Origin of the sequence: Tardiphaga sp. 42S5 (assembly GCF_034044155.1) — a bacterium.
Classification (GTDB): Bacteria; Pseudomonadota; Alphaproteobacteria; order Rhizobiales; family Xanthobacteraceae; genus Tardiphaga; species Tardiphaga robiniae.
Map to the genome: position 1 here is coordinate 6,186,136 of NZ_CP139027.1, position 25,602 is coordinate 6,211,737.

Consider the following 25,602-nt stretch of genomic DNA (forward strand, 5'->3'; position numbering starts at 1 on the left):
GATGCCCCGCGAGCACCCCAACTTTCAAGGAATCTCAGATATCGCGGCCTTCGACCTTTTCGGTCAGGGTCTTGACCAGCTCCGGCACCTTTTCGAGATGCGGATTGACCGCAAGCGCCTTGCGGAACGCATCAAGCGCACGCTTGTCGTCGCCCAGCTCCTGCATGATCATGCCGAGCCCTGCCAGAGCACCGAAATGCCGGGGTTCGCGTATCAGGACCTGCTCGATATCCTGCAGCGACCGGGTGTAATCGTTCTGCAGGTAATACAGCGTCGCGCGCCGATTCCAGCCCTCGACGTAATCGGGGCGCAACTTCACCACCGCGCTCAACAACTGCAGCGACAGATCGACCTGCTTGGCGTCCAGCGCCGTCTTGGCGCGGGTCATCAGCAGCGCGGTCGTGTCGCTCGTGGTCTGCGACCACAGGGCCCAGATCCGGCCTTCGACGTGTTTGGCACTGGCTTCGTCCGGCGCCGCTTTCAGCGCACCAAACAGGAAATCAAGGCCGCGCGTCTTGTCGGCATTGACCTTCGGCAGTTTGGCGGGTGGCTCGGGAATCTTCTTCGGCGCATCCGGGGTCACGACCTGCGGATCTCGCACCTGCGCATAGACGGGTGCTGCGCCCAGAAATGCGCTCAGCAGAATTCCAAAACCTGCGGTCGGGATTCTCAATGCCATGCTGCAAGTCTAGACACGAAAAAACGCGCTGCAAAGCAGCAGCGCGTCAAACACCTGTGATGTCGTGAGGCCAGCCGGCACAATGCCGGCCGCTCAGCAACTCAACCCTGGCGAGCCTTGAAACGGCGCTGGGTCTTGTTGATCACGTAGACGCGGCCCTTGCGGCGGACCAGGCGGTTGTCGCGGTGACGACCACGCAGCGATTTCAACGAGTTACGGACTTTCATCGGTCAATCCTGATAGCTTGCGATACTGACGTCAAAGGCCGTGCGCAGCAGGCCGAAATCAGCGAAAATGAGCTTGAACCCGCTGGCGACCAAGTCGCCCGGGACCCGCGGTTTCTAAGCCATCGGGCGCCGGACTGTCAATCCGATCCGGGCATCTGACGACCACCAGATCGACATTTGCAGGTATTTTGGTGGTTAGAGGGTCCGGGACCAGCCGCCGGACCCTCAAACCCGTGCGGCTCACTCTTGCGGAACATTCGCGGCTTTCACCACGGCACCCCACTTCTTGATCTCCGAATCGACGAAAGCCATGAATGCAGCTCCCGTCAGCTTGCCCGGCTCGACGCCTTGGGTGGCGAATTTCTCGCGGGTCGCGGGTGCCGCCAGGATCTCTTTCATGGCCGCGACTAGCTTCGTATAGGCCGGGCTGCCATTGGCCTGCGGCATATACATGCCGAACCAGGCGGTCGCCTCGAACCCCTTTACGCCGGCCTCATCGAGGGTCGGGGCGTTGGGGAGCGAGGCCGCTCGGGTGAGGCTGGTGACCGCGAGCACACGGATGTTGCCTGCCTCGGCAGCAGGCAAAACAGTCGGCAACGTATCGAACATGATCGGAATATGGCCGCCGATCAGGTCGTTCATCGCCGGCGCGGCGCCCTTGTAAGGGATGTGCTCGATATTGATTCCAGCCATCTGCTTAAACAATTCGCCCGACAGATGATTGGCGCCGCCGACGCCGGCCGATCCGAAGGACAGCTTGCCGGGCTGCTTCTTCGCCAGATCGATCAACTCGGCGACCGACTTCGCCGGAAAGTCCCTAGTCACAACAAGCGCATTTGGCGCCGTCGCGATCAGGGCGATCGGCGAGAAGTCCTTCTGTGTCTCGTAAGGCAGACTCTTGCGCAGGCTCGGATTGATCACGTGATGCGTGGCCGTGACCAACAACACGCTGCCATCGGCGGGCGACTTCACGACAACTTCCGAACCGATCGTGCCCGATGCGCCGGGCCGGTTCTCGACGATCGTGGTGACGCCGAGCTTCTCGCCCAGATATTGCGCAACGAACCGTGCGAGGATGTCCGTCGTGCCCCCCGCTGGAAACGGCACGATGATCTTGATCTGGCTGACTGGAAAATTCTGCGCCAGCGCGCCTGACAACATGACAAAAGTCATCGCCAGACACGACAGGGCGAGCCTCGTGAGCTTCTTCATTTCGATCCCTTGCCTGTTTTTATCCGGCGTGCGGACTATGCCGCACGCCGTTGCATTGAGCCACTAGGCTGTCAGCGGAAATTCAACCATCGCCTCGCCGGTCGCGACCTTCTCGTCGTTCTGGTTCTTCACCAGCACGTCGATCAGCACCCAGCGCGATTTCTCGGTCGTCTGTTTGGCCTTGATGATGCCGACCGGCTGAATGGTATCCCCGGGCTTCACCGGCTTGACCCATCGCGTTTCGAGACGGCGATGAATTGCACCGGCAGGATAGGCCCAGTCGGTCAGCATGCGAGTGATCAGCCCGAAATTATTCATGCCATGCATGATGATGCCGCCGAAATTGGTCTTGCCGAACGAGTTCTTCATGTAGTTGTCGTCGAGATGCAGCGGATTGTAGTCGAGCGATCCATCGCAGAAGAGCCGGATCGACTCGCGCGACACTGCGAAGCTCGGACCGTCGATGGTGTCGCCGGTGGAGAGTTTGTCAAAGCTGGTTGTCATGGTTGATCTCCTTGCCACGCTCACATCGGGCGGATGGTCTGGCCGCGGCCAGAACAGATGACGTCGCCGCGCTGGTTGAAGAACACGTTGTCGTGGACCACGAACAGTCGCTCGCGCTTGATGAACTTGTCGAGCGCGCGGGCCTGCAGGGTGATGGTGTCTCCGGGCCGTGCCGGGATGTTGTAGCTCCAGGACTGGCCGGCATTGACGGTGCCAGGTGTGCGCATCCAGTCGTCGGCCGGCGTGCAGGAGAACATCAGCAGAATGTGGATCGATGGCGGCGCGATCAGACCGCCATAGGGCGACGCCTTCGCGTAAGCCTCGTCGAAATACAACGGGTGGTTCTCGCCGACCGAGCGGCAATAAAGCTGGATCGCCTCCCTCGTCAGGACATAAGGCAGCGTCTTGCGTGGCTCGCCCGGGACGATCTCGTCCCAGACCTTGCGCAGGTTCGCATCCTTCCAGAAATCGGTTTCAAAAACTTCCGCTTGCGCCATAGCGCCTTCTCCACTAACGTTCACCAGGCGAACTTTATGGCCGCCTTACGAACAACTATAGGCGCGGTTTCCCGGGACTGACAAGTCCGAACCGGTAGGATGGTGCATGGCCAAAGACAGTGACGGCTTCGTTCGGGCGATCGCCCGTGGTTTTGCGGCCGTCGAAGCACTGGGTCGCCCACCGGGCCGACACACGCTCTCGGAAGTCGCCGCGATCGCGGGTCTCAGCCGCGCGACGGCGCGCCGGATGCTGGCGACGCTGATCGTGATGAAATATTGCGAAGCCGATGGCCGCTATTTCAGCCTACGCCCACGGGCGCTGGGGCTTGGCCTTTCCTACCTCAATGCACTGCCTTACTGGGGCTATGCGCAACGCGCTTTGGAAGACCTGCGCAACGAAATCGGCGAATCCTGCTCGCTGGCCGTGCTGGACGAGACCGAGATCGTCTATGCGCTGCGATTGCCGGCGCAGCGCATTCTCTCGGCCAATCTCGCCGTCGGCAGCCGCCTGCCCGCCCACGTGGTGTCGCTCGGCCGGGTCCTGCTGGCAGCCCTGCCGCCGGACCAGCGTGCGCACTATCTCGCCACCACCGAATTCAAGCAGATCACCCCACGCACCATCACCGATTCCGTGCTGCTGGAACGCGAGCTCGAACGCGTCGAGGCCAAAGGCTATGGCTGGGTCGATGGCGAACTCGATCCAGCCATCTGCGGCATCGCCGTCCCCGTCCGCGACCACGGCGGCCGGGTCGTCGCGGCGATCAGCGTGAATGCGATCTCGGGCACAATGGACGAGGCGACGGCAAAGGAGAAATACCTGATCCCGCTCCGCCGCACCGCGCAGGATATCCGGACACAGTCCTTCTCCACCGGCTAGGTCGGAAGCGTTCCGCGTCTTTCATTCAGCAGGCCGGTTTGCTAGAGCAACCGCCAACGATAATGATGAAAGTGCGGGAGACGCGGGACATGAAATTGCTCAATCCGGACGACCTTGTCGCCATCGACATCCACACCCATGCGGAAGAGCCATGCGGCTGCCACGCGGACGATGGCTATGACGATTTCCAGGCCCGCATGGCCGAGTATTTCAAGTCGCCGCACAAGCATCCGCCGACAGTGGAGGAAACAGCCGCCTATTACCGCGACAAGAAGATTGCCGCGGTGATCTTCCCGGTGGACGCCGAGCGCGAGACCGGTTTCCGCCGCTACAACAACTACGAGATGCTGGAGATCGCCAAAGAAAACGCCGACGTGCTGATCCCGTTTGCGTCGATCGATCCGCACAAGGGCAAGCTCGGCGTGCGCGAGGCGCGCAAGCTGATCTCCGAATACGGCGTTAAGGGTTTCAAGTTCCATCCGACCATGCAGGGCTTCTACGCCAACGACCGCATGGCCTATCCGCTCTATGAGGCGATCCAGGAAGGCGGCGCTATCGCGCTGTTCCACACCGGCCAGACAGGCGTCGGCTCCGGCATGCCGGGCGGCATGGGGATGCGGCTGAAATATTCCAACCCGATGTATATGGACGACGTTGCGGTCGATTTTCCCGACATGAAGATCATTCTGGCGCATCCCTCCTTCCCCTGGCAGGAAGAGGCGCTGTCGGTCGCGACCCACAAGCCCAACGTGTATATCGACCTGTCCGGCTGGTCGCCGAAATACTTCCCGCCGATCCTGGTGCGCTACATCAATTCGATCCTGCAGGATAAGATGCTGTTCGGCTCCGACTGGCCGGTGATCATGCCGGATCGCTGGATGGCCGATTTCGCCAAGCTCGACATTCGTGACGAGGTGCGTCCGAAGGTCCTGAAGAACAACGCACGGAAACTCTTGGGCATATGACGAACAACGATCTGCCGCGCAAACTTGCGGATGCCCGGCAGATCGCTGCCGTTGCCACCGGCTTCTCGCTGCCGTTCTCAACCAGCGGTCAAGCTATCGCGGTGTCGATCTTTGCAGTGCTCGCGCTGCTGACACTCGACCGCGATCGTTTCATCGCCACGTTGCGGAGGCCGGCGGCCTATCTGCCGGTCGCGCTGTTCGCGCTGATCCTGGTCGGCGTGCTCTGGTCGATGCAGCCGCTCAGCGGCGCGATCAGATGGGTTGGTCCCTACGCCAAGCTGCTGTTGATTCCATTGGTGATGGCAACGGCATTTACGCCGAAACAAGCGTTACAAATCGCTTATGGCTTTCTTGCCGCCTGTATTTGTCTTCTCGCCCTGTCATGGGCTGCGTTCCTGTGGCCCACGGGACCGTGGGGCTGGTTCAAGGCGCCCGGCGTGCCCTTCAAGGACAACGCGGTTCAATCCGGTTGCTTCGCACTTTGTGCCTTCGCTCTGGCGATCGGCGCGATGCGCATCTGGGTCCAGGACACCCGCCGCGCCATCGCGATGATCGTGCTCGCGCTTCTGTTCTTTGCCGACATTTTCCTGATCTACGTGTCGAAGACCGGCGCAATCATGGCCGCCGCATTACTCGGTTTATTCGTCATCCACGCCGGCGGCTGGCGCCGCTCTGCCATGGTCGCGGTGGCAGCCATGATCGTGATCGGCATCGCACTACTGACCTCGCCACAAGCGCAGCGCCGGATTGCAGAGATCAACTCGGACATCAACGCCAATAGCGGCCAGACCGCTGGCGGTGAAACAATCTCGACTGCATCGCGGCTGGATTTCTGGAGCAAGGCAGTCGGCTTCGTGAAGGCCTCGCCCATCGCCGGTCACGGCACCGGGAGCATCAAGCCGCTGTATCAGAGCATGGAGGCGACGAAGCCGTCGCCCTATGGCCAGGCCACGCCCGATCCGCACAATCAAACGCTTCATACGGTGCTGCAGGTCGGCCTGATCGGCGGGCTGCTGCTGTGGGCCATGTGGATCGCGCATGCACGGCTTTTTCTCGCGCGCGATTATGCAAGCATCCTCGGCCAGGCCGTCGTGTTGCAGAACGTGATTGGCTCTTTATTCAACAGCCACATCTCGGCGGTGACGCAGGGGATGCTGTACTGTCTGGCAGTGGGATTGCTCGGCGCGTTGGTACGCAATGCTCCATCCGGAATGACCGACCGGAAGCCGCCAACTACTTCAGCTTCAGCCACCGCTTCAAATAACGCCGCCTGAACTTCTGCACGGCAAACTGTATGCGCAGCTGCAATTGCGCATGTCCTTTGCGATCAAGCGAGCTTTTGAACACGCCATTAAGCGAGCCTTGCTCGGCCAGCGGCGGTTCTGGCCACAGGAACGGGATGCCCATGGCAGGATCGCCGGTGTTAAAGGCAATGTCGATAGGCTCGTGCATGGGATGCCGCGCGATCCAGTCAAGTCGCGCCGAGGCCTCCGGCGCGCCCAGCACATAGGCTTCCATATTGCGCACGCGATTGCCGGGATAGACGATCTGCCCCGGGCGCAACTCCGACGCCGGGGTGTAAAAATTGGTCGCGGCGCCAAGATGCAGAATTCGCGGCCGCGGCCACTTTTCGGCTTCGTCGAGCACCCGCTTCAACTGGTCGCAGAAATCCGGCACCAGCAATGCGTCATCCTCGAAGATCAGTGCCAGATCCTGGCCGCGCTCGCGGATGCGCTGCATGGCGACCACATGTTTCAGCGCGCAGGATTTCTGCCGCAGCGTGAGATCGGCGCCTTCGGCGAAATAAGCCCGATCGACATCGGAGGTGATCTCGTCGGCATCGAAATCCAGCACCCACTCGAACTTGATGCCCGCGCGGTCGAGCTCGCGCTGGATATGCTCCGTGCGCTCGGGCAACGACTTGGCATGGATCACATAGGCCGGCAGCATCGAGGGGTAGGCTCCAGAACATCATCCGGCACGGTCAGCCAGACAAGAGCCCGTATAAGGTCAAAACCGGCGCGAGGGAATGGCGCGGCAGCGCCGCCCCAGTTCCCCAATGCACGGATGTGACTTCACTTTGTCGGCGACATGTGAGAGGGCGTGGCGGTATGTCACCGAGACCGCATCATGAGCCTTGAGTCCGTCCGCGCCTTTCTCACCGCCAACGCCCCCGAATTATCCATCACCGTTACCGACAAAAGCTCGGCCACGGTCCTTCTCGCCGCCGAGGCGTTGGGCGTCGAACCCGGCCAAATCGCCAAGACGCTGTCGGTGCGGGTCGGCGACCGGGTGGTGCTGGTGGTGACCAAGGGTACAGCGCGGCTCGACAACAAGAAGGCACGCGATGCACTTGGCGGCAAGCCCCGCATGCTGGGGGCCGATGAGGTCGTTGCCCTCACCGGCCATCCGGTCGGCGGCGTCTGCCCGTTCGGCCTGGCAACGCCATTACAAGTCTACTGCGACGTGTCGCTGAAGGAATTCGCCGAGGTGTGGCCGGCGGCGGGCTCGGTCAACAGTTCGGTGCGGATGTCCCCGGCACGGATGGCCGAACTGACCGGGGCCAGCTGGGTCGATGTTTGCCAGGAACCGGCGGCAGTGCAGGAGCAAGCTCCCGCGATGGATTGAGGCAGCGAGAATAATTCACTGCCGTTCAGTGCCGGCAGAGAACAAGCCAACCGCCGTCCGGCACGAGAGCAGCGCGCGTATTGCTTTTTTTGTCGGGGGATCGACTTCCCCCACGCAAGGCACGATTTTCCGGGTGTCGTCCCTAAGGACGCTCGGCTGCACCGCAATATGTGCAGCCCAACCGGACAAGGACCATGCGCTTCAAAGCCCCGTCTCATCGCCCGCAGTCGTCGAAAACCTGGAAGCAGGTCGTGGCGTCGATCGTGGCCGCTGCTGCAGCCGGACTACAGTCCGCTGGCGCCTGAACGCGCTCTGTAGACGTCCGCTGGCGCCAAGTTCCCGCGTTATCAAAATCTTGAGGGTATATAGCTAGGGTTGCATCCGGCCGTGTGTAAATCGGCGGGGGGACCTCGAGATGCGGCTCGTGCCGATCACCGACGCCGACAGAAGCTGGGCTTCACTGAAGTCGCAGTGGCGGAAGGCTGCAGAGGCCGCAGAAGAAGATTTCTCCACTTACACCCAAGGCATTTTCGCCGCTTTGGACCCAGTCCTGCAGGGCGGCAAGGGTGGGTTGTACGGCCTCTACGACGGCACCGTTCCGCAGGCTTTCTGTCAGGTCAGCAAACTTCTGATGCCCAAATTCGAAGGTCCCGTGCTGCGTTGCCGTTTCATGACCGTGTCGCCGACCTACGACTTCGGGAGTGCCGGTCTCGATAAATACGGACAACTGCTGATCGAGCTGTTTTCCGGCATGATCTGGCTGTCGCGCAACGCCCTTTCCGCCAGCCATATCCAGTTTCACCTCCGCAGCCCCGCCGACGCGCAGTTCCTCGCGCCATTGCAGGCTCCGGTGCCCAACTCGCCGTTCCAGCGCTTCACCATTAACGGCGCCTGGGTCGAATGCGATCTCAAGCTGCCCGAACTCGAAACAATGTAAGAGCGTGCAGCGCAATGACGCGTGCCGCAAGCTTGCGCAGCGACATCGGCGATGATAGCCCGGTTGTACGATGACCGGACAAGCTAAGCCACGCACCAGGCGCAAGACACCCAATGGGGCCGCAGGCACGCCTTTGCTGCGACCGCTCAATCCCGTACGCCGCCGTACTGAGGAAGTCGTCGAGCGCATCGCTGCCCAGATCATCGAAGGCCGCTTGCCCGCAGGCGCGCGCCTGCCGACCGAGCAGGCCATGATGGCGGCCATGGGCGTCAGCCGCACGGTCGTTCGCGAGGCGATTGCCGCACTCCGCGCCCGGGGCCTTGTAACCACAAGGCAAGGCGCCGGTGCCTTCGTCAACAGTGAGCCCGATCAGCAACCTTATGCCATCGACCCCGACGGCCTGGGCTCGCTTGGCAGCGTTATCGAAATTCTTGAACTGCGCACGGCCGTCGAGATGGAGGCCGCGGCTATAGCCAGCGAGCGCGCCACCGCTGCCCAGATCCGAGCCATTGCCAAGGCCGCGGCTACCTTCAGCCGCGCCATCGCCAATGGCGACCGTGCGGTGAAGGAGGATTTCGACTTCCACTTCGCCATTGCTGTCGCCACGCAGAATGCGCGCTTCGTCGGCTTTCTGGAATTCCTCGGCGGCCTCATCATCCCGCGCCAGAGCATCCGCACCTTCGATGGCAAAGTCGAATTGCAGAAGCGCTATCTCGAGAGCATCGAGAAGGAGCATCAAGTCATCGTCAATGCGATCAGCGCCCGTTCGCCGCGCAAGGCTCGCGATGCGATGCGCCGGCATTTGCTGAACGGCAAGGAACGCTACAAGCAGTTGTCAGTCGATCCGGTCCAGTAGCTCACCTGAAGCCGAACGCGTGCGGCAGCGCCATCGAGAACCACGGCACGTAAGTCACCAGCATCAAGACCGCGAACATCACCCAGTAAAACGGCCAGATCCCGCGCATCACCTCGTCCACCGAGACCTTGCCGATGGCGCAGCCCACGAACAGCGTGGTACCGACCGGAGGCGTCAGCAGGCCGATGCCGAGATTGAGCAGCATCACGATGCCGAAATGCACGGGGTCGATCCCGAAACTCTTCACCACCGGCAGCAGGATCGGCGTGCAGATCAGCAGCAGTGGCGCGAGATCGAGCGCCGTGCCGAGGATCAGCAGCATGATATTGAGCCACATCAATAGCACGTATTTGTTCGACGAGATGGCGACGAAGAACTCGGTCATATGCGCCGGCATCCGCATCATCGCAGCGACATAGCCGAAGCATGACGCGGTCGCGACCAGCGTCAACACCATCGCCACCGTCTGGAGCGTCCGGTAGGTCAGCATCGGCAGCTCGGACCATTTGTAGTCGCGATAGATAAACATCGTGACGAAGAAGGCCCAGACGCACGCCACAGCGCCAGCCTCGATCGGCGTGAACACGCCTGTGAGAATGCCACCGAGCACAATTACCAGCGTGACGATTCCCCAGGTGGCATCCCCCAGCATCTTCAGCGCCTGCTTCACTGGCACCGGCTCGCCCTTCGGATGACCATCGCGATAGGCAAAGTAGAGACACAACAACATGATCGCAAAGCCAAGCAATAGCCCGGGCACGATACCTGCCAGGAACAGGCTGGTGATCGAGACCACGCCGCCGGTCGCCAGCGAATAGATCACCGCATTGTGGCTCGGCGGCACCAGGATCGCCTGGACCGAGGCGGAGATGGTCACATTGGTGGCGAACACCCGTGGATAACCCTTCGCCGCCATCTGCGGGATCATCACCGAGCCAATCGCCGACGTATCTGCGACCGACGAGCCGGAAATCCCGGACATGATAGTCGTAGCCAGAATATTGACCTGGGATAGGCCGCCGCGGATACGCGTGAAGCCGACCACGACGGCTGCAAAATCCACCAGCCTTCGCGCCATGCCGCCTTCTGCCATGATGGCGCCGGCCAGCACGAAGAACGGCACAGTCAGCATCGACACCTTGCCGACGCCGCTGGAGAGTTGCTGCATCACGGCCGCGACCGGCAGATCGATCCACAGTGCACCGACCAGCGCCGAGAGCGCCAACGCGAAGGCGATCGGCATACCGACGGCGAAGAACAAACACATGCTGAGCAGAAGAACGGCGATGTCCATGTCGGATTTTCTTTGTTCTGGCTGGAGCTGATCGGCGAAGCTAGTCGAGAGGTATGTGTGCGTCGCTGCCATCCTGCGGCGGCGGACCGATGGTCAGGCGTTCGACGACAAAGAGAAACATCATCGCGCCGGAAACCGGGATCGGCATGTAGGTGATCCCCACAGACAACCAGGGAAATTCATCCACCGAATTGCCCCAGGTGGTCATCACCAGCTTCATGCCCCAGATCACCATGAACAGTGCCACCGCAGCCATCAGCAACTCGCTGATGAAAGCAGCTACGACACGCGCGTGAGGCGGCAGCAGATTGGTACCTACCGTCATGTTCATGTGGATGCGCTGGCGATAGCAGTTGGCGGCGCCGATGAAAGTCACCGCTATCGTCAGCAACACCGCCAGCGGCTCCGGCCATGACGCCGCGCTGTTTAAAATGTAGCGGGTGTAAACAGCCCATGGGATAATCGCGGAGATCAGCACAAGCGCCAGGCAAGAAAACACGGCACCGGACCAGTACAGTGCGTTCATGGCGCGGCGGAACGCGTAAGCCGTACCATGGCTGGCCGTATCGGCGTGATGACTGGATGCAGCCGGCAGTTTGGAAATAACGTCAGACATGAAGACCTCAGGTAACGCGACGGAAGCGCTGGCCTATCCTGTCGTCCCCGCGAAGGCGGGGACGACACATTGAGAACATGCCGCTAGCTCACCGCAGCAATGCGCTTGGTCATCTCGGCGTATTTCGCGCCGTATTTGTCCCACACCGGCTTCACGGCATCGCGGAACGGCTGCTTGTCGATGGACGTGACGATGTCGGTGCCGACTTCCTTCATCTTGTCGAGCGCGGTCTTCTCTGCCTCATACCAGAGCACACGCTGCTCGAGCTGTGCCTCGCGGCCGAATTTCTTCAGCAGCGCCTGATCGTCCGGCGTGAGCTTCGCCCATGACGCCTTCGAGAACACCAGCAATTCCGGAATGATCAGATGCTCGGTCATCGAGAAATACTTGGCGACCTGGAAGTGGTTCTGCGCCACGAAGGATGGCAGGTTGTTCTCGGCCCCATCGACGACGCCGGTCTGCATGGCGCTAAACACCTGATCGAAGCCCATGGCGACGCCGTTGCCACCGAGCGCATTCATGGTGTCGATGAACAAGGGATTACCGATCATCCGGATCTTGAGACCCTTGAGATCGGCGAGCGTCTTGATCGGGCGTTTGCTGTTATAGATGTTGCGCGAGCCTGCATTCATCCAGCCAAGCGCGACCAGACCGGTTTTTTCGTTGGCCGTGATCTTGTTCAGCAGCTCGGTGCCGATCTCGCCATCGAGAACCGCTTCCATGTGCTTGGAATCGCGAAACACGAACGGCATGTTAAAGACGTTGACGTCATCGACCACGGGGCCGACCGCACCGACAGAGATACGGGCGATCTGCAGAGCGCCGACCTGGGCCTGCTCAATGGCTTCCTTCTCGCCGCCAAGCTGCATGGAGGGAAACATCTGGATGGTGAGCCGGCCGCTTGTGGCGGCATCCAGCTTCTTGCCCATGCGCACCACGGATTCGACCGTGGGGTAGCCGAGCGGGTGGACGTCAGAGGCCTTGAGGACCATCTTGGCCTGCGCCTGCGCAGGCGTGAACCGCCCAAGACCGGTAGTGCCAACCGCGAGCGCGGCCAGTCCACCTTTGACGACATCTCTTCTCTTCATGGACGAAATCCTCCCTGTGAATTTCCCGATGCGGCGCGTTGGCCATTATTCTGGTTCGCCCCTTTGCGGGGTCGATCTTGTCACAATTCTAGGAGCGTGCCGGCCCGCCGTCCATCAGCTTGTGTCGGCTGCGCACCCCAAAAGTTGTACGATGACCCGACATCTAGCACCGACATCGGAGGCCGGCAAGCGCGTGCTCTAGCGGCCGCGCAGAACTAAAGTTCAACCCGAGGTGCGGCGCGAAGAGAGCGGCAGCCCGGCCTCATTCTAGCAGGGGTGTTGGGTACCCGCTGATTGATTGGATGGAATCGGTGTAGAAAGAGACATCTGTCACGACAGGAGCCCACCGTGCCAACTGAACGCTTTCAATTCCCCGGCGCGGCCGGCCATATGCTGGCGGCGGCGCTCGACCTGCCCGATGGCGATGTCCATGCATATGCGCTGTTCGCGCATTGCTTCACCTGCGGCAAGGATGTACTGGCAGCGCGACGTATTTCTGCGGCGCTGACGCTCAAGGGCATCGCCGTGCTGCGCTTCGACTTCACCGGCCTCGGCTCCAGCGAGGGCGATTTCGCCAATAGCACGTTCTCGTCGAATGTCGCCGATCTCATAAAAGCCGCCGACCATTTGCGGGAAATACGCCAGGCGCCCGCGATCCTGATCGGCCACAGCCTCGGCGGCGCAGCGATCCTCGCCGCCGCTGAACAGATGCCGGAAGCCAAGGCCGTTGTCACCATCGCAGCGCCATCCGATCCCGCCCACGTCACTGACATGTTCGCCGAACATGTGGACGCGATCCGCGAAAAGGGTGAGGTCGAGGTCAAGCTCGCCGGTCGGCCATTCAGCATCAGGCGCGAATTCCTCGACGATATCGCCGAGCACAATCTGATCGCCAAGGTGACCAGGCTGCACAAGGCGCTGCTGATCATGCATGCACCCACCGACGACACCGTGGGCATCGACAACGCCACGAAGATTTTCGTCGCTGCCAAACATCCCAAGAGCTTCGTCTCGCTGGCCGGCGCCGATCATCTGCTTACGCAAAAGCATGACGCGGTCTATGTCGCCGATGTCATCGCCGCCTGGGCCGGGCGCTATCTCAATGCGGTCGCCGTCACGCCCGTAGCGGGCCTGCCTGAAGAGCCGCGCAAGGTGGTGGTGAGCGAGACGCGCGCCAGCAAATTCCAGCAGGTCATCACTGTCGGCCCGCATCAGATACTCGCCGACGAGCCGATCGCCGCCGGCGGCGAGGACACCGGACCCGGTCCGTATGATCTGCTGCTCAGCGCGCTCGGCGCCTGCACCGCGATGACCATGCGGCTTTATGCCGAACGCAAGGCATTGCCGATGGACCACGTCACGGTGACGCTGAACCACAAGAAGATCTACGCCAGGGATTGCAAGGAATGCGAGACCAAGGACGGCATGCTGGACCAGATTGAGCGCGTCATCACGATCGACGGCAAGCTCGATGCTGAGCAGCGCGCAAAGCTCATGGAGATCGCTGACAAGTGTCCGGTACACCGGACACTGACATCTGAGATCAGGATCGTGACGACAGCAGCAGAGTGAGCGTGTCGCTGACGCGCCTTTACCTGTTAGGGTCCGGATAGACCAGGCTGCGCCAGCCAGAGCGATCGAACGGTGCCCACGCGCCTTCCTTTTGCGCGAGACGCTCCGCCACTGCATAGACGACGGCGGGGTGATGCCCCATCCCGCAATGGCTGCTCTCGACCTCGATGCTCTCCGACATCGCCGATGACTTCTCCATGCAGCCCTGCCAGGCACAGACGCCGTCGGTGCGGCTGTAGATCGCGGTGGTCGGGACCGGCGGCGTATCGGCAAGCGAACCACCGAAATCGTCGTCGGTGTCATCGGCGCGTTTGCCGCTGGCGAATTCATAGACGCGCCAGGCATTGGTGGATTTCGGATGGCCGGCAAACGGGCTACCCAGCGTGATCACCGAGCGGACGCGGTCCGGCATCATCTTGGCAAGCTGGCGTGCGTAAAGGCCGCCGAGACTCCAGCCGACCAGACTTACCTTGCGGCCGTGGTTCTCGTTCATCTCTTTCAGCAATTCGACCATGCTGCCCTGCACACCGTCGCGCAGGCCGAGATTGCGGCCCTGCTTCCAGCCGCTGACGGCATAGCCGCGGCCTTTGAGGAAGGTGCGGAGCGGACCTGTCGAAACATCCGAGGCCACAAGGCCCGGCAGTACCAGTACCGGATGACCATCGCCACGCGGCGCGAGATTCAGCAGCGGCAGCGCGCCGAGAAAGGCGCCGAATTCGTGAACCGCACGGCCTTCAAGAAACATCAGGGTTTTCGATGGGGGACGCTGCGCCTGGGCCGTAGCCGACATCTGATTTCCTCTCGCCGGCGCGTTGGCCGGTCATATCGATTGATTTGAAAGCAGCCTCACAGGGAGGGAATCACACAACGCACCGAAGCAACTATCAGTTCACTCAAGTTAAGGTCGGGTTTGTGGCAGTTCAAGCGCATCCCGATACCCCCCTCCGGCGCCTCACTTCCGCAATGCGGAACTGCTCTCACAGCAGTCGCAACAGATATTCGATCGTGTAGAGCGCCAGCCCGGCGAGCCCGCCGATCAGCGAACCGTTGAAGCGGATATATTGCAGATCGCGGCCTATATTGACTTCGATGACACCGAGCAGCTGCTGCATGTCCCAGCCCTTCACCTGATCGGCGATAAAACTCGACACGCCGCTTTTCTGATCGGCGATGAACGTGCGCAGCACCACAACGATGCCCTGGTTGATCTCGCCGCGCATCTCGGCATCGGCGCGCAGCGCTGCGCCGGCCTCGACGAACACATTGGCAAGATGATGTGCTAGTATATTGCTTTCACCTGATGCACTGCGCTCGATGAAGCTGCGCGCATTGTTCCAGAGATTACGCCCAAGTTCGGCAAGCTCGGGGCGCGCCAGCAGATCGCGCTTCAACCCATCGATGCGGCCGGTGAAGCCGGGCTCGGTCTCCAGCCGATCGACGAAGGAGAGCAGCATGCGGTCGAACTCACCACGGAACGGATGCGCTGGATCCTTGCGTACATCGTCAAAGAAGGTCGTGGCCGACGCGACGATGCGCTTCAGCAGGAACGCATCGGCGCGATAGAGTTTGAGCAACGTCGGCAGCTCGTCGCGAATCTTGTTCTTGATGACAGCCAGCGTGTCCGGCTCGGTCAGCGCGCCATGCATGGCGCCGAGCAGATTGTCGAGCAGGCCCTGATGGCGACCATCGCGAATGAAGCCGCGCATGGTGCCGGCAGCGATGGGCGCGAGATCAACTGACTGCAGCTGAGTCATCACGCGGCGCGTGATGAAGGTTTTGAGACCAGACGTTTCCGTCGCCGACATCGCCTCCGGCAGCAGCCGCAGCAAGAAACGCGCGAGATCCGCGCTACGCTTTTTATCGCTCAGCCAGTCTGCAACGAAACTCGCAAAATCCACCTCACGTAGTTTGGCCTCGACCGGCCCGGCTTCGAGGAAATGCACCTCGATGAATTCACCCAGCTTGTCCGCAATGCGATTTTGATTCGCCTGGATGATCGCGGTGTGCGGAATCGGCAGACCCAGCGGCCGACGGAACAGCGCGACAACGGCGTACCAGTCCGCCAATCCGCCAATAGTGGCCGCTTCCGCGAAGGCCGCAACGAATCCGAACGCGGGATGAATCGGCAGCAAGATTTTTGCACCGACAAACACGACCAGACAGCTCGCCAGCACCAGCGCCGCAATCGCCTTGACGCGTCGCAACTCTGCTGCGCGCGCAGCGTCGCCGGGACTCGCGAAAGATGAAAAACTGTTTGCGTCCATAGGCTTCCTCAACCGGTCAAGATGACCGGTTCCCGCTGTTAACATAATGTCGGACAATGTGAGTCACTGTCGTTAACCTTTCTTAAAGATGTCGCTCGCGGAACCTGCTCCGCGTGGTAGATCTCGATTCGAACTTGCGAGGCGCGCTTCGCTTTGATGCGCACCGAAGACCGTTTTGGGAATTTCATGAGCGAATCATTGTCGTACCGCCCCGCCCGCGATCCGCTACCGGATCAGGAACAGAAGCAGGCCGCGCTGAGCTATCTCAACGAAGCCTGGGCGGAAGCACGGCATGACGGCGTCGATGGCGATTGCCTCGCGCAGGCCAGCCTGTTCGCAGCCTTTGCCGAGCTCGTCGGCACCTATGGCGAAGACGCCGTGGCGAAGTTTGTCGAGGGTCTTCCGGGCCGCGTGCGCAATGGCGAGTTCTCGCTGACATTAGCACGGCAGTAAGATTTCTTACCCTCCCCTGAAGGGGGAGGGTCGGTGAGCAATCCGCGAAGCGGATGCGAGACGGGGTGGGGTGAGGCCCCACACTACGTCGCTCGTGATTTCACCCCACCCCGCTGCGAGCTTCGCTCGCATCGACCTCCCCCACCAGGGGAGGGTGAAGAGTTCAAGCCTTCAGCGTTTCCAGGAATTTCACCGTCTCGCCCTGCGACGGCGTGATCAGTTCGCCCTGCCACATCACGCGGCGGCCGCGCACGAAGGTGCCGACGGGCCAGCCGGTGACTTTCACACCGTCATAGGGCGTCCAGCCGGCCTTCGAGGCTACCCAGTCATTGGTGATGGTCTCGGTGCGCTTGAGATCCACGATGGTGAAGTCGGCGTCATAGCCCGCCGCGATGCGGCCCTTCATGGCGATGTTGTAGAGCCGCGCGGGACCTGCACTCGACAGATCGACGAAGCGTGCCAGCGACAGGCGGCCGGCATTGACGTGATCCAGCATGATCGGCACCAGCGTCTGCACGCCGGTCATTCCCGAGGGCGACGCCGGATAGATTTTCTTCTTTTCCTCGAGCGTGTGCGGCGCGTGGTCGGAGCCGAGCACATCGATGATGCCCTGACTGATGCCATTCCAAATGCCGTCGCGATGGCTGGCATCGCGCACCGGCGGGTTCATCTGCGCCAGCGTGCCGAGGCGTTCGTAGCATTCTGGCGCCGCCATGGTCAGATGATGCGGCGTCGCCTCGCAGGACGCGACGTCCTTGTGGTCGCGCAAATATTCGATCTCTTCTTTCGTCGAGATATGCAGAACATGGATGCGCTTGCCGGTCTCGCGCGCAAGGTTGACCAGCCGCTGCGTCGCCATCAGCGCCGCAGTCTCGTCGCGCCACACCGGGTGCGAACGGGTGTCGCCTTCGATACGCAGGTTCTTGCGCTCGTTGAGGCGATATTCGTCTTCGGCGTGGAAGGCGGCGCGGCGCTTGATGACCTGGAAGATGCGGCGGAGGCTGTCGTCATCCTCGACCAGCAGCGCGCCGGTGGATGAGCCGATGAATACTTTCACGCCGGCGCAGCCGGGCGCACGTTCCAGCTCCGGCAGATCCTGCACGTTCTCGCGGGTCCCGCCGATGAAGAAGGCATAGTCGCAATGCATGCGATGATGACCGCGCTTCACCTTGTCGGTGAAAGTGGCTTCGTCGATGGTCAGCGGATTGGTATTCGGCATTTCGAACACGCCGGTGACGCCGCCCATCACGGCGCTGCGTGATCCGGTCTCCAGGTCTTCCTTCTGTTCGAGGCCCGGCTCGCGGAAATGCACCTGGGTGTCGATCACGCCCGGCAGGATGTGCAGCCCCTTGCAGTCGATCGCTTCAGCGGCCGAGGCCGCACCGAGCGATCCGATGGCCGCGATTCGGCCATTGCGAATGCCGATATCGCGCACACCCTCGCCGTCCTGATTGACGACGGTGCCGTTCTTCAAAATCGTATCGAATGTCTGGGTCATCTGGTCTCGTCACAGCCTGTGAATGCCGCGCAGGATGAGCGCGGGCCTTGTTGTCGGCATCTTAGCGGCTTAACTTTAGCTGTCATATCCGCCAGCCGTGATTCACCCTCGTTTCCTGGCTCGTTTATTGGATTTTTCGAGATTTTCCCAATGAAAGCAGCGTTTCTCCCCGATCGGGGTGTGGTGAAAATCGCCGGCGACGACGCCCGCGGTTTCCTCAACAACCTCGTGACTTCCGAGATCGAGGTGGTGGCGCCTGGCATCGCCCGGTTCGGCGCGCTGCTGACGCCGCAGGGCAAGATCATCGCCGACTTCCTCATCACCGAAGCACCGGCCGGCCATGGCGGTGGGCTCCTGATCGACTGCCCGCGCGAACTGGCACAACCGCTGGCCACCAAGCTCGGCTTCTACAAGCTGCGCGCCAAGGTGACCGTGGAAAATCTCTCCGACGCGCTCGGCGTGCTTGCGGTCTGGGATGGCGAGCCCGGCATGAAGCCGGACCTGACCTTCGCCGATCCGCGCAACATTGCGCTGGGCTATCGCATCCTCGTGCCGGCGGATCTCGCCGCAAAGACGGCGGCGCTGGTCAGGGCCGAACTGGTCGATGCATCCGCCTATGAGGCGCATCGCATCAGGCTCGGCGTGCCACGCGGCGGAGCTGATTTCGCCTATGGCGATGCGTTCCCGCACGAAGCCAATATGGACAAGCTCTCCGGCGTCGATTTCGACAAGGGCTGTTACATCGGCCAGGAGGTCGTCTCCCGCATGCAGCATCGGGGCACCGCGCGCACGCGCATCGTCGGCGTCACGCTGGATGGCGCGGCGCCGGCCGCCGGCACCGAAATCCGCGCTGCGGACAAGCCGATCGGCACCATGGGTTCGTCTGCCGATGGCCGTGGCCTCGCCATGATCCGCACCGACCGCGCCAGTGATGCGCTCGATGCCGATGCCGCTTTCCTGGCCGGCGACATCGCCATTCATCTCGCCGACGCTGCTGCCGTGCGCGCGCTGGCCACGAAGAAGACCCCCGCATGAAAAAGATCTCGGCATGAGCAAACCCGCGATCACGCATGCCGACGGCAAGACGCGCTGCCCATGGCCGGGTGAAGATCCATTCTATGTCGCCTATCACGACACAGAATGGGGCGTCCCGGAATACGACGACCGCGCGCTCTACGAGAAGCTGATCCTCGATGGCTTCCAGGCCGGCCTCTCCTGGATCACCATCCTGCGCAAGCGCGACAATTTCCGCAAAGCATTCGATGACTTTCAGCCGGAAAAAATCGCGCGCTACAGCGAGAAAAAAGTTCACGCGCTGATGAATGATGCCGGCATCGTGCGCAACCGCGCCAAGATAGAAGGCGCGATCCTCAGCGCCAAAGGCTATCTGAAAATCATGGAAGAAGGCGCCGGCTTCTCGAAATATCTGTGGGACTTCGTCGACGGCAAGCCGCTGGTCAACAATTTCAAGACCCATGGCAACGTGCCTGCCTCGACACCGCTATCGGTCAAGATCTCGAAAGACCTCCAGGGGCGCGGCTTCAAATTCGTCGGCCCGACCATCGTCTATGCCTTCATGGAGGCCACAGGCATGGTCAACGATCATCTCGTGACCTGCTTTTGCCACGAGGCCTGCATGGGCCTGAAGCGCAAGCCGCGCCTCAAGGCGAAGTAGCAACAAGAAACTCAAGACCAAGAACCGATGGCCAAATCGAAATTCGACCAAAGATTTTCCCGCGACGTCGCCACCCGCGCTTGGCAACGCATGCTGTCGGGCCGGCGGCTTGATCTGCTCGATCCCTCGCCGCTGGATATCGAAATTGCCGATATTGCCCACGGGCTCGCGCGCGTCGCGCGCTGGAACGGGCAGACCCACGGCGCGCATATTTTCTCGGTGGCACAGCACACGCTTCTCGTGGAAGCCGTGTTGCACGAGCAGATGCCGCGCGCCGACGAGCGCGTGCGGCTCGCGGCCCTGCTGCATGACGCGCCGGAATATGTCATCGGCGACATGATCTCGCCGTTCAAGGCGGTGATCGGCGGCGATTACAAGGTGATCGAGACTCGCCTGCTCGGCGCCATCCACATCCGCTTCGGCCTGCCGCCGGCGCTGACACCGGAGATCACCAAACAGATCAAGGCCGCCGATATGGGTGCCGCCTATCTGGAAGCGACCCGGCTTGCGGGATTCAAGGAGGCCGAGGCAAAGCGTCTGTTCGGCAAGGATCCCGGCCTCTCGGAAGCTATGGTGGAAGATTACCTGACGCCGTGGTCGGCGGGGAAGGCTGAGAAGCGGTTTCTGGCAAGGTTTGAGGCGCTGCTGGCGTAATTTAAACTCCGTCATGCCCGGGCATGACGTGGAGAGAACGGAGCGTTATAACGACGCTCAACAAAAGGTTCCCCGATGATCCACGTCTGCTCGCTCGCCGATCTGCATCCCACCGTGAAGGACACGGCCGCGAGCCACGTGCTCACCATCATGGCCAATGTCGCGCAGGTGCAGCGGCCGCCGTCGATCAGCGAGGCCAATCATCTCAGGGTGCAGGTCGACGACATCACCGAGGTGATGGACGGCTTTGTCGCGCCCAACGAAGGCCACATCACGCAGGTGCTAGACTTCGTCCGCGGCTGGGATCGCGCCTCGCCGCTGGTGATCCATTGCTATGCCGGCATCTCGCGTTCCACCGCCAGCGCCTTTGCCGCCGCCTGCATGCTCAATCCGGACCGCGACGAGCGCGACATCGCGCTGCGAATCCGCGCCGCCTCGCCGATCGCCTCCCCCAACCGCCTGCTCGTGACTCTCGCCGACAAGGCGCTGGGCCGCGGCGGCCGTATGGTCCGCGCGCTCGACGAGATGGGCCCCGGCAATCTGACCGTGATCGGCAAGCCGTTTCGCCTAGATCTGGATTAATTCCAGCAATTGCACGCCAAATACACGGATCGCGTGAACTAAAGTTCTCCACGACAACACATAGAGTTGCCATGTCCCCGGACGTCGTTCCGGGGCATGATTGGCGTGCGTCCTGCTCTCTGAGGGTTTGATAGTCGATGTTCGATGATTTCGGTTTCGTCACGCTGGTGATTGCTATCGTTGCCTTCATCTTCGCGCGCAAGGCGCGCAATGAAGTGAAGGTGCTGCGCGCCCGGGTCGACGCCTATGAGGCGCTGCCGCGCGTGGCGGCAACGCCGGCCGCCGTCGCAAGGCCGGACCTCACAGCGACCGCACCGGACATTGCATCCGCCCCTGCCGTATCCGAGACTCCAACCGAGGTGACCCGCGAAGCTGCCCCCTCGATCCAGCCGGATGTCCCTGCTCATACTACGCCCGGACCCGCTGCGCCTGTGGAAGCCCCTGCGGCTGGCCCCGGCTTCGAGGAACGCATCGGCACGCGCTGGGTGGTCTGGGTCGGCGGCCTCACGCTGGCGCTCGGCGGCTTCTTCATGGTGCGCTATTCCATCGAGGCCGGCTTGCTCGGCCCCGAAGTGCGCGTGCTGCTCGGCGGCCTGTTCGCCCTGGCATTGCTCGCCGTCGGCGAATTCGCCCGCCGCAAGGAAAACCTCTCGGCAATCGCACCGCTGCCCATCGCCAATATTCCGGCGATCCTCACGGCCGCCGGCACTGCCGTCGCCTTCGCCACAGTCTATGCGGCCTATGCGCTGTATAACTTCCTCGTCCCCGGCACGGCCTTCGCCCTGCTCGGCATCGTCGCCATGTGCACCATGGCCGCGGCATTGCTGCACGGCCCGGCGCTCGCGGGCCTCGGCATTGCCGCCGCCTTCGTCACGCCGGTTTTGGTGTCGTCCGGCAAGCCGGATTACTGGGCGCTGTATATTTATCTCGCCATCGTCATGGCGGCTGCCTTCAGCCTCGCGCGTATCCGGCTGTGGCGCTGGTTGGCGCTGACCACCATCGTCTTCGCGACGCTGTGGACCCTGCCGGGCCTCGACGCCGGCACACCGGCACTCGCGCCCCATGCGTTCCATGTCCTGGCCGGCTTCATATTGGCCTCACTGCTGGTCGTCTGCGGCTTCCTGTATGGTCCGCCGGCCGAAGAAGGCCGCATCGAAGGCATCTCATCGGGCGCACTCAGTGCGAGCTTGCTCAGCGCGACGCTGGTCGTACTTTCCAGTTTTCATGCCGACATGGCCATGGTGACATTCGCGCTCGTCGTCGCCGGCACGCTGTTCGTCGCCTGGTACGCTCAAGCCGCCACCGCGGCGGTTGCCGTGGCCGCAGGCTTCGTCGCCGTGGTCTTCCTGGAATGGGCCATCCAGGGCAATCTCGACATGCTGGTGCTGCCCGGCGGGCCACTGGCGGGCATCGGCGCCAGCCCGGTGGAAAGCTCGGTGTCGTTGCATCTCGCCTCCGCGGCGGTTTTCGCCCTCGGCTTCGGCGTGCTCGGCTTCCTCGCACAGGGCCGATCCGTTAGCGCCGTTATTCCGGTGATCTGGTCGGGCGCCGCGGTATTCACGCCGCTGGCGCTGCTGATCGCGCTCTATGCCCGCATCGCGCATCTCGATCGCTCGATCCCCTTCGCCATTCTCGCCGTGATCATCGGCGCAGCCTTCGCGGCCGCCACCGAACTGCTCGGCAAGCGCGAGCCACGTCCGGGCCTCGCGATCTCCACGGCGCTGTTCGCCACCGGTACGCTCGGTGCGCTGGCGCTGGGGCTGACCTTTGCACTGGAGAAAGGCTGGCTCACCATCGCACTGTCGCTGATGGCGCTGGGCACAGCCTGGATCTCCATGCAGCGGCCGATCCCGTTCCTGCGCTGGCTCGCGGCCATCCTTGCCGGCATTGTCGTCGCCCGGATGGGCTGGGAGCCCCGCGTGGTCGGCGATCTCGTCGGCACCACGCCGATCTTCAACTGGCTGCTGTGGGGCTACGGCGTGCCCGCTGCATCGTTCTGGGCCGCCAGCATCCTGATGCGGCGCCGCGGCGATGACGCGCCGCTGCGCATGGTGGAATCCGCGGCGATCCTGTTCACCGTGCTGCTCGCCTTCATGGAAATCCGACACTTCGTGAATGGCGGCGACGTCTACCGATCGTCGTCGGACCTCACCGAAGTCGCGCTGCAGGTCTGCGTCGCACTGGCCATGGCGATCGGGCTAGAGCGCCTGTGGGAGCGGAGCCGCAGCATCGTGCACAGCGTCAGTGCCGGGCTGCTGACGCTGTTCGCCGGCGTCGCAAGTCTCGGCGGGTTGCTATTCCTCACCAACCCTGCGATCTGGCGCATCGACGTCGGCGGCATTGTCTTCAACCTGTTGCTGCTCGGTTACGCCCTCCCCGCCGTGCTTGCCCTGCTGCTCTCCTACGCCGTAGCCGGCCGCAGGAAACCGGCCTATGGCAACACCATCGCGGGCGGCGCGCTCGTGCTGGCGCTGGCCTATGTAACGCTGGAAATCCGCCGCATCTATCATGGCCCGATCTTCTCCAACGCGACGACTACCGATGCCGAACAATACACTCTGTCGATTGCGTGGCTTGGCTTCGGCGTCGTACTGCTCGGCCTTGGCGTGATCTTCTCATCACAGCGCGCACGTCTCGCCTCGGCCATCGTGATCGCGCTGACGGTGCTGAAGGCGTTCCTCGTCGACATGTCATCGCTGACGGGCGTCTATCGTGCACTGTCCTTCATGTGCCTCGGCCTCGTGCTGGTGGCCATCGGCTGGCTGTATCAGCGCATACTATTCTCGAGACGCGCGCAGTCACCCGCGGCGGCCCCTGCAGCAGAAAGCTGACACCTCTCCAGCGCAATTCCCACTTGCGCATTTCCTGTGATCGTCAATGATACCGATCGCGGCGATCCCCGGCCTTCAGCCGGGGATCGCCGCATAAAAAGCATCCGCGCAGCAAGCGCGAGAGCCAAAAAGATCGGGAGCCCATGAACGTCCAGGGAAAGATCGCCACAGATCCATCCGTCGAAAACTCAGCCGAAGATATCGATGTCATCGTCGTCGGCGCCGGCATCTCCGGCATCGGCGCCGCCTATCATCTCACGAAGCAGAACCCGGATACGCGTTTTCTGATTCTGGAAACGCAGGAGAGCTTCGGCGGGACATGGCACACCCATCGCTATCCCGGCATCCGCTCCGACAGCGACCTGCACACCTTCGGCTATCGCTTCAAGCCCTGGACTTCGGCCCCCATCGCCACCGCTGCAGAAATCCTGCGCTATATGGGCGATGTAATCGCCGAGAACGGCCTCGGCGCGCATATCCGCTACAAGCACAAGATCCTCTCCGCCAACTGGTCGAATGACGACAAGCTCTGGACGCTGACGGTCACTCGTCACGACACCGGCGAGACGCTGAACTTCACCACGCGTTTTCTCTGGATGTGCCAGGGCTATTACAACCACAGTCAAGGGTACACGCCGCAGTGGTCGGGCATGGACCGGTTCAAGGGCCGCACGGTGCATCCGCAGACCTGGCCGGAGGATCTCGACGTCACCGGCAAGAAAGTCATCGTGATCGGATCCGGCGCGACTGCCGCGACGCTGGTGCCGGCCATTGCGGACAAATGCGCTGAAGTCACCATGCTGCAGCGCTCGCCGACCTTCTTCATCACCGGCCGTAATGCCAACGCGCTGGCGGAGACGCTGCGCGAGCTGAATGTCGACGAAGAATGGGTCCACGAGATCGTCCGCCGCAAGATCCTGTTCGATCAGCAGGCCTTCACCAAGCGGACCAATAGCGAACCCGACGTCGTGAAGGAGGAACTGCTGAAGGGCGTACAGGCCTATCTCGGCAAGGACTACGACATCGCCACACATTTCACGCCGCGCTACCGGCCGTGGCGGCAGCGTATCGCCTTCATTCCGGATGGCGACCTGTTCCAGAGCATCAAGGCCGGCAAGGCGACCGTCGTCACCGATGAGATCGAGACCTTCACCGAACACGGCATCACGCTGAAATCAGGCAAGACGATCGACGCCGACGTCGTCGTCACCGCCACCGGCTTCAATCTCAACATGCTCGGCGATATCGCCTTCTCCATCGATGACGCACCGCTGAATTTCTTCGACACTGTGACCTATCGCGGTATGATGTTCACCGGCGTGCCGAACATGGTGTGGATCTTCGGCTATCTCCGTGCCAGCTGGACATTGCGCGTCGATCTCGTCGCCGACTTCGTCTGCGGGCTCCTGAAGCACATGGAAGAGACCGGCACGACCACAGTGACGCCGATGCTGCGGCCGGAGGACAGCGACATGCCGCTACTGCCCTGGATCGATCCAGAGGACTTCAACCCGGGCTACATCATGCGCGGCATGCACCTGTTGCCGAAGCGCGGCGACAAGCAGGAGTGGCAGCACAACCAGGACTACTGGAGCGACAAGAACGTATTTCCGGCCATCGACTATGGCGATCCGATCTTCCGATACATGTAACAAACGTTCAACACATCGCGCATTTCTTCAAGCATTGCGCA

26 protein-coding genes are annotated in these 25,602 nt (G+C 62.0%); 14 read left to right on the forward strand and 12 right to left on the reverse strand.

Annotation, left to right across the window (positions count from 1 at the left end; translation table 11 throughout):
* Positions 1-34: 34 nt before the first annotated feature.
* The 5 genes from SFY93_RS28870 to SFY93_RS28890 all read right to left on the reverse strand — a co-directional run bounded on the left by SFY93_RS28870 (position 35) and on the right by SFY93_RS28890 (position 3,119).
* Positions 35-679, reverse strand: a complete 645-nt coding sequence (locus SFY93_RS28870; protein ID WP_320445512.1) for a tetratricopeptide repeat protein — start codon at positions 677-679, stop codon at positions 35-37.
* Positions 680-780: 101 nt separating this feature from the next.
* Positions 781-906: a type B 50S ribosomal protein L36 gene (ykgO, locus tag SFY93_RS28875; protein WP_055038661.1), complete on the reverse strand. Its 126-nt coding sequence runs from the start codon at positions 904-906 to the stop codon at positions 781-783.
* 240 nt (positions 907-1,146) lie between these two features.
* Positions 1,147-2,118, reverse strand: coding sequence for a Bug family tripartite tricarboxylate transporter substrate binding protein (locus SFY93_RS28880; RefSeq protein WP_320445513.1), 972 nt, complete (start codon positions 2,116-2,118; stop codon positions 1,147-1,149).
* A gap of 63 nt (positions 2,119-2,181) precedes the next feature.
* Positions 2,182-2,622, reverse strand: a complete 441-nt coding sequence (locus tag SFY93_RS28885) for a MaoC family dehydratase (RefSeq protein WP_320445514.1) — start codon at positions 2,620-2,622, stop codon at positions 2,182-2,184.
* 20 nt (positions 2,623-2,642) lie between these two features.
* A complete protein-coding gene (locus tag SFY93_RS28890) occupies positions 2,643-3,119 on the reverse strand; it encodes a MaoC family dehydratase (protein WP_093757153.1) in 477 nt (158 codons plus the stop codon).
* A 106-nt stretch (positions 3,120-3,225) separates the two neighbouring features.
* On the opposite strand from SFY93_RS28890, the gene SFY93_RS28895 reads away from it, so the two are divergent.
* The 3 genes from SFY93_RS28895 to SFY93_RS28905 all read left to right on the forward strand — a co-directional run bounded on the left by SFY93_RS28895 (position 3,226) and on the right by SFY93_RS28905 (position 6,235).
* Positions 3,226-3,996 (forward strand): IclR family transcriptional regulator domain-containing protein, encoded by a 771-nt coding sequence (locus SFY93_RS28895; protein ID WP_116663196.1) that lies wholly within the window; start codon positions 3,226-3,228, stop codon positions 3,994-3,996.
* 89 nt (positions 3,997-4,085) lie between these two features.
* A complete protein-coding gene (locus tag SFY93_RS28900; RefSeq protein WP_093757365.1) occupies positions 4,086-4,961 on the forward strand; it encodes an amidohydrolase family protein in 876 nt (291 codons plus the stop codon).
* On the forward strand, positions 4,958-6,235 hold the full coding sequence (locus tag SFY93_RS28905) for an O-antigen ligase family protein (protein ID WP_320445515.1): 1,278 nt from the start codon (positions 4,958-4,960) through the stop codon (positions 6,233-6,235). The genes SFY93_RS28900 and SFY93_RS28905 overlap by 4 nt, the downstream gene beginning before the upstream one ends.
* Here the strand turns inward: SFY93_RS28905 and SFY93_RS28910 are convergent.
* Positions 6,195-6,911, reverse strand: coding sequence for a glycosyltransferase family 25 protein (locus SFY93_RS28910; RefSeq protein ID WP_089265863.1), 717 nt, complete (start codon positions 6,909-6,911; stop codon positions 6,195-6,197). The two genes, SFY93_RS28905 and SFY93_RS28910, sit on opposite strands and share 41 nt — an antisense overlap.
* A gap of 180 nt (positions 6,912-7,091) precedes the next feature.
* Here SFY93_RS28910 and SFY93_RS28915 point away from each other — a divergent pair, with 180 nt between their 5' ends.
* The 3 genes from SFY93_RS28915 to SFY93_RS28925 all read left to right on the forward strand — a co-directional run bounded on the left by SFY93_RS28915 (position 7,092) and on the right by SFY93_RS28925 (position 9,382).
* Positions 7,092-7,589, forward strand: coding sequence for a YbaK/EbsC family protein (locus tag SFY93_RS28915; RefSeq protein ID WP_320445516.1), 498 nt, complete (start codon positions 7,092-7,094; stop codon positions 7,587-7,589).
* Between the two features lie 415 nt (positions 7,590-8,004).
* Positions 8,005-8,526 (forward strand): hypothetical protein, encoded by a 522-nt coding sequence (locus SFY93_RS28920; protein ID WP_320445517.1) that lies wholly within the window; start codon positions 8,005-8,007, stop codon positions 8,524-8,526.
* Positions 8,527-8,596: 70 nt separating this feature from the next.
* Positions 8,597-9,382: a FadR/GntR family transcriptional regulator gene (locus SFY93_RS28925; RefSeq protein WP_320445518.1), complete on the forward strand. Its 786-nt coding sequence runs from the start codon at positions 8,597-8,599 to the stop codon at positions 9,380-9,382.
* Position 9,383: 1 nt separating this feature from the next.
* Here the strand turns inward: SFY93_RS28925 and SFY93_RS28930 are convergent, their stop codons facing one another.
* From SFY93_RS28930 to SFY93_RS28940, 3 genes are all read right to left on the reverse strand, one after another.
* Positions 9,384-10,676, reverse strand: a complete 1,293-nt coding sequence (locus tag SFY93_RS28930; protein ID WP_089265860.1) for a TRAP transporter large permease — start codon at positions 10,674-10,676, stop codon at positions 9,384-9,386.
* A gap of 40 nt (positions 10,677-10,716) precedes the next feature.
* Positions 10,717-11,292: a TRAP transporter small permease gene (locus tag SFY93_RS28935; RefSeq protein ID WP_320445519.1), complete on the reverse strand. Its 576-nt coding sequence runs from the start codon at positions 11,290-11,292 to the stop codon at positions 10,717-10,719.
* An 83-nt stretch (positions 11,293-11,375) separates the two neighbouring features.
* Positions 11,376-12,380 (reverse strand): TRAP transporter substrate-binding protein, encoded by a 1,005-nt coding sequence (locus tag SFY93_RS28940; RefSeq protein ID WP_320445520.1) that lies wholly within the window; start codon positions 12,378-12,380, stop codon positions 11,376-11,378.
* Between the two features lie 348 nt (positions 12,381-12,728).
* On the opposite strand from SFY93_RS28940, the gene SFY93_RS28945 reads away from it, so the two are divergent.
* On the forward strand, positions 12,729-13,952 hold the full coding sequence (locus SFY93_RS28945; RefSeq protein WP_320445521.1) for a bifunctional alpha/beta hydrolase/OsmC family protein: 1,224 nt from the start codon (positions 12,729-12,731) through the stop codon (positions 13,950-13,952).
* Between the two features lie 19 nt (positions 13,953-13,971).
* On the opposite strand, the gene SFY93_RS28950 is transcribed toward SFY93_RS28945, so the two are convergent.
* Together SFY93_RS28950 and SFY93_RS28955 are read right to left on the reverse strand one after the other, a co-directional pair.
* Positions 13,972-14,742 carry an esterase/lipase family protein gene (locus tag SFY93_RS28950; protein WP_320445522.1) on the reverse strand — a complete coding sequence of 257 codons (771 nt, stop codon included), beginning with the start codon at positions 14,740-14,742 and terminating at the stop codon, positions 13,972-13,974.
* A 187-nt stretch (positions 14,743-14,929) separates the two neighbouring features.
* On the reverse strand, positions 14,930-16,216 hold the full coding sequence (locus SFY93_RS28955; protein ID WP_320445523.1) for a DUF445 domain-containing protein: 1,287 nt from the start codon (positions 16,214-16,216) through the stop codon (positions 14,930-14,932).
* Positions 16,217-16,402: 186 nt separating this feature from the next.
* Here SFY93_RS28955 and SFY93_RS28960 point away from each other — a divergent pair, with 186 nt between their 5' ends.
* Positions 16,403-16,669: a hypothetical protein gene (locus SFY93_RS28960; protein WP_068730348.1), complete on the forward strand. Its 267-nt coding sequence runs from the start codon at positions 16,403-16,405 to the stop codon at positions 16,667-16,669.
* Positions 16,670-16,832: 163 nt separating this feature from the next.
* Here the strand turns inward: SFY93_RS28960 and SFY93_RS28965 are convergent, their stop codons facing one another.
* Positions 16,833-18,167, reverse strand: a complete 1,335-nt coding sequence (locus SFY93_RS28965) for a dihydroorotase (RefSeq protein WP_320445524.1) — start codon at positions 18,165-18,167, stop codon at positions 16,833-16,835.
* 150 nt (positions 18,168-18,317) lie between these two features.
* Here SFY93_RS28965 and SFY93_RS28970 point away from each other — a divergent pair, with 150 nt between their 5' ends.
* The 6 genes from SFY93_RS28970 (at position 18,318) to SFY93_RS28995 (ending at position 25,561) form a co-directional block, all read left to right on the forward strand.
* Positions 18,318-19,202, forward strand: a complete 885-nt coding sequence (locus SFY93_RS28970; protein ID WP_320445525.1) for a CAF17-like 4Fe-4S cluster assembly/insertion protein YgfZ — start codon at positions 18,318-18,320, stop codon at positions 19,200-19,202.
* 13 nt (positions 19,203-19,215) lie between these two features.
* Positions 19,216-19,842 carry a DNA-3-methyladenine glycosylase I gene (locus tag SFY93_RS28975; RefSeq protein ID WP_320445526.1) on the forward strand — a complete coding sequence of 209 codons (627 nt, stop codon included), beginning with the start codon at positions 19,216-19,218 and terminating at the stop codon, positions 19,840-19,842.
* 27 nt (positions 19,843-19,869) lie between these two features.
* Positions 19,870-20,496, forward strand: coding sequence for a YfbR-like 5'-deoxynucleotidase (locus SFY93_RS28980; RefSeq protein ID WP_320445527.1), 627 nt, complete (start codon positions 19,870-19,872; stop codon positions 20,494-20,496).
* A gap of 75 nt (positions 20,497-20,571) precedes the next feature.
* Positions 20,572-21,078, forward strand: a complete 507-nt coding sequence (locus SFY93_RS28985) for a tyrosine phosphatase family protein (protein ID WP_231079197.1) — start codon at positions 20,572-20,574, stop codon at positions 21,076-21,078.
* 137 nt (positions 21,079-21,215) lie between these two features.
* Positions 21,216-23,909, forward strand: a complete 2,694-nt coding sequence (locus tag SFY93_RS28990) for a DUF2339 domain-containing protein (RefSeq protein ID WP_320445528.1) — start codon at positions 21,216-21,218, stop codon at positions 23,907-23,909.
* 143 nt (positions 23,910-24,052) lie between these two features.
* Positions 24,053-25,561, forward strand: coding sequence for a flavin-containing monooxygenase (locus SFY93_RS28995; protein WP_320445529.1), 1,509 nt, complete (start codon positions 24,053-24,055; stop codon positions 25,559-25,561).
* Positions 25,562-25,602 lie beyond the last annotated feature (41 nt).

Excerpts from the sequence above, each read along its gene's own strand:
- SFY93_RS28870 (WP_320445512.1), bottom strand. The coding sequence starts at position 679 with ATGGCATTGAGAATCCCGACCGCAGGTTTTGGAATTCTGCTGAGCGCA.
- ykgO (WP_055038661.1), bottom strand. The coding sequence starts at position 906 with ATGAAAGTCCGTAACTCGTTGAAATCGCTGCGTGGTCGTCACCGCGAC.
- SFY93_RS28880 (WP_320445513.1), bottom strand. The coding sequence starts at position 2,118 with ATGAAGAAGCTCACGAGGCTCGCCCTGTCGTGTCTGGCGATGACTTTT.
- SFY93_RS28885 (WP_320445514.1), bottom strand. The coding sequence starts at position 2,622 with ATGACAACCAGCTTTGACAAACTCTCCACCGGCGACACCATCGACGGT.
- SFY93_RS28890 (WP_093757153.1), bottom strand. The coding sequence starts at position 3,119 with ATGGCGCAAGCGGAAGTTTTTGAAACCGATTTCTGGAAGGATGCGAAC.
- SFY93_RS28895 (WP_116663196.1), top strand. The coding sequence starts at position 3,226 with ATGGCCAAAGACAGTGACGGCTTCGTTCGGGCGATCGCCCGTGGTTTT.
- SFY93_RS28900 (WP_093757365.1), top strand. The coding sequence starts at position 4,086 with ATGAAATTGCTCAATCCGGACGACCTTGTCGCCATCGACATCCACACC.
- SFY93_RS28905 (WP_320445515.1), top strand. The coding sequence starts at position 4,958 with ATGACGAACAACGATCTGCCGCGCAAACTTGCGGATGCCCGGCAGATC.
- SFY93_RS28910 (WP_089265863.1), bottom strand. The coding sequence starts at position 6,911 with ATGCTGCCGGCCTATGTGATCCATGCCAAGTCGTTGCCCGAGCGCACG.
- SFY93_RS28915 (WP_320445516.1), top strand. The coding sequence starts at position 7,092 with ATGAGCCTTGAGTCCGTCCGCGCCTTTCTCACCGCCAACGCCCCCGAA.
- SFY93_RS28920 (WP_320445517.1), top strand. The coding sequence starts at position 8,005 with ATGCGGCTCGTGCCGATCACCGACGCCGACAGAAGCTGGGCTTCACTG.
- SFY93_RS28925 (WP_320445518.1), top strand. The coding sequence starts at position 8,597 with ATGACCGGACAAGCTAAGCCACGCACCAGGCGCAAGACACCCAATGGG.
- SFY93_RS28930 (WP_089265860.1), bottom strand. The coding sequence starts at position 10,676 with ATGGACATCGCCGTTCTTCTGCTCAGCATGTGTTTGTTCTTCGCCGTC.
- SFY93_RS28935 (WP_320445519.1), bottom strand. The coding sequence starts at position 11,292 with ATGTCTGACGTTATTTCCAAACTGCCGGCTGCATCCAGTCATCACGCC.
- SFY93_RS28940 (WP_320445520.1), bottom strand. The coding sequence starts at position 12,380 with ATGAAGAGAAGAGATGTCGTCAAAGGTGGACTGGCCGCGCTCGCGGTT.
- SFY93_RS28950 (WP_320445522.1), bottom strand. The coding sequence starts at position 14,742 with ATGTCGGCTACGGCCCAGGCGCAGCGTCCCCCATCGAAAACCCTGATG.
- SFY93_RS28955 (WP_320445523.1), bottom strand. The coding sequence starts at position 16,216 with ATGGACGCAAACAGTTTTTCATCTTTCGCGAGTCCCGGCGACGCTGCG.
- SFY93_RS28960 (WP_068730348.1), top strand. The coding sequence starts at position 16,403 with ATGAGCGAATCATTGTCGTACCGCCCCGCCCGCGATCCGCTACCGGAT.
- SFY93_RS28965 (WP_320445524.1), bottom strand. The coding sequence starts at position 18,167 with ATGACCCAGACATTCGATACGATTTTGAAGAACGGCACCGTCGTCAAT.
- SFY93_RS28970 (WP_320445525.1), top strand. The coding sequence starts at position 18,318 with ATGAAAGCAGCGTTTCTCCCCGATCGGGGTGTGGTGAAAATCGCCGGC.
- SFY93_RS28975 (WP_320445526.1), top strand. The coding sequence starts at position 19,216 with ATGAGCAAACCCGCGATCACGCATGCCGACGGCAAGACGCGCTGCCCA.
- SFY93_RS28980 (WP_320445527.1), top strand. The coding sequence starts at position 19,870 with ATGGCCAAATCGAAATTCGACCAAAGATTTTCCCGCGACGTCGCCACC.
- SFY93_RS28985 (WP_231079197.1), top strand. The coding sequence starts at position 20,572 with ATGATCCACGTCTGCTCGCTCGCCGATCTGCATCCCACCGTGAAGGAC.
- SFY93_RS28990 (WP_320445528.1), top strand. The coding sequence starts at position 21,216 with ATGTTCGATGATTTCGGTTTCGTCACGCTGGTGATTGCTATCGTTGCC.
- SFY93_RS28995 (WP_320445529.1), top strand. The coding sequence starts at position 24,053 with ATGAACGTCCAGGGAAAGATCGCCACAGATCCATCCGTCGAAAACTCA.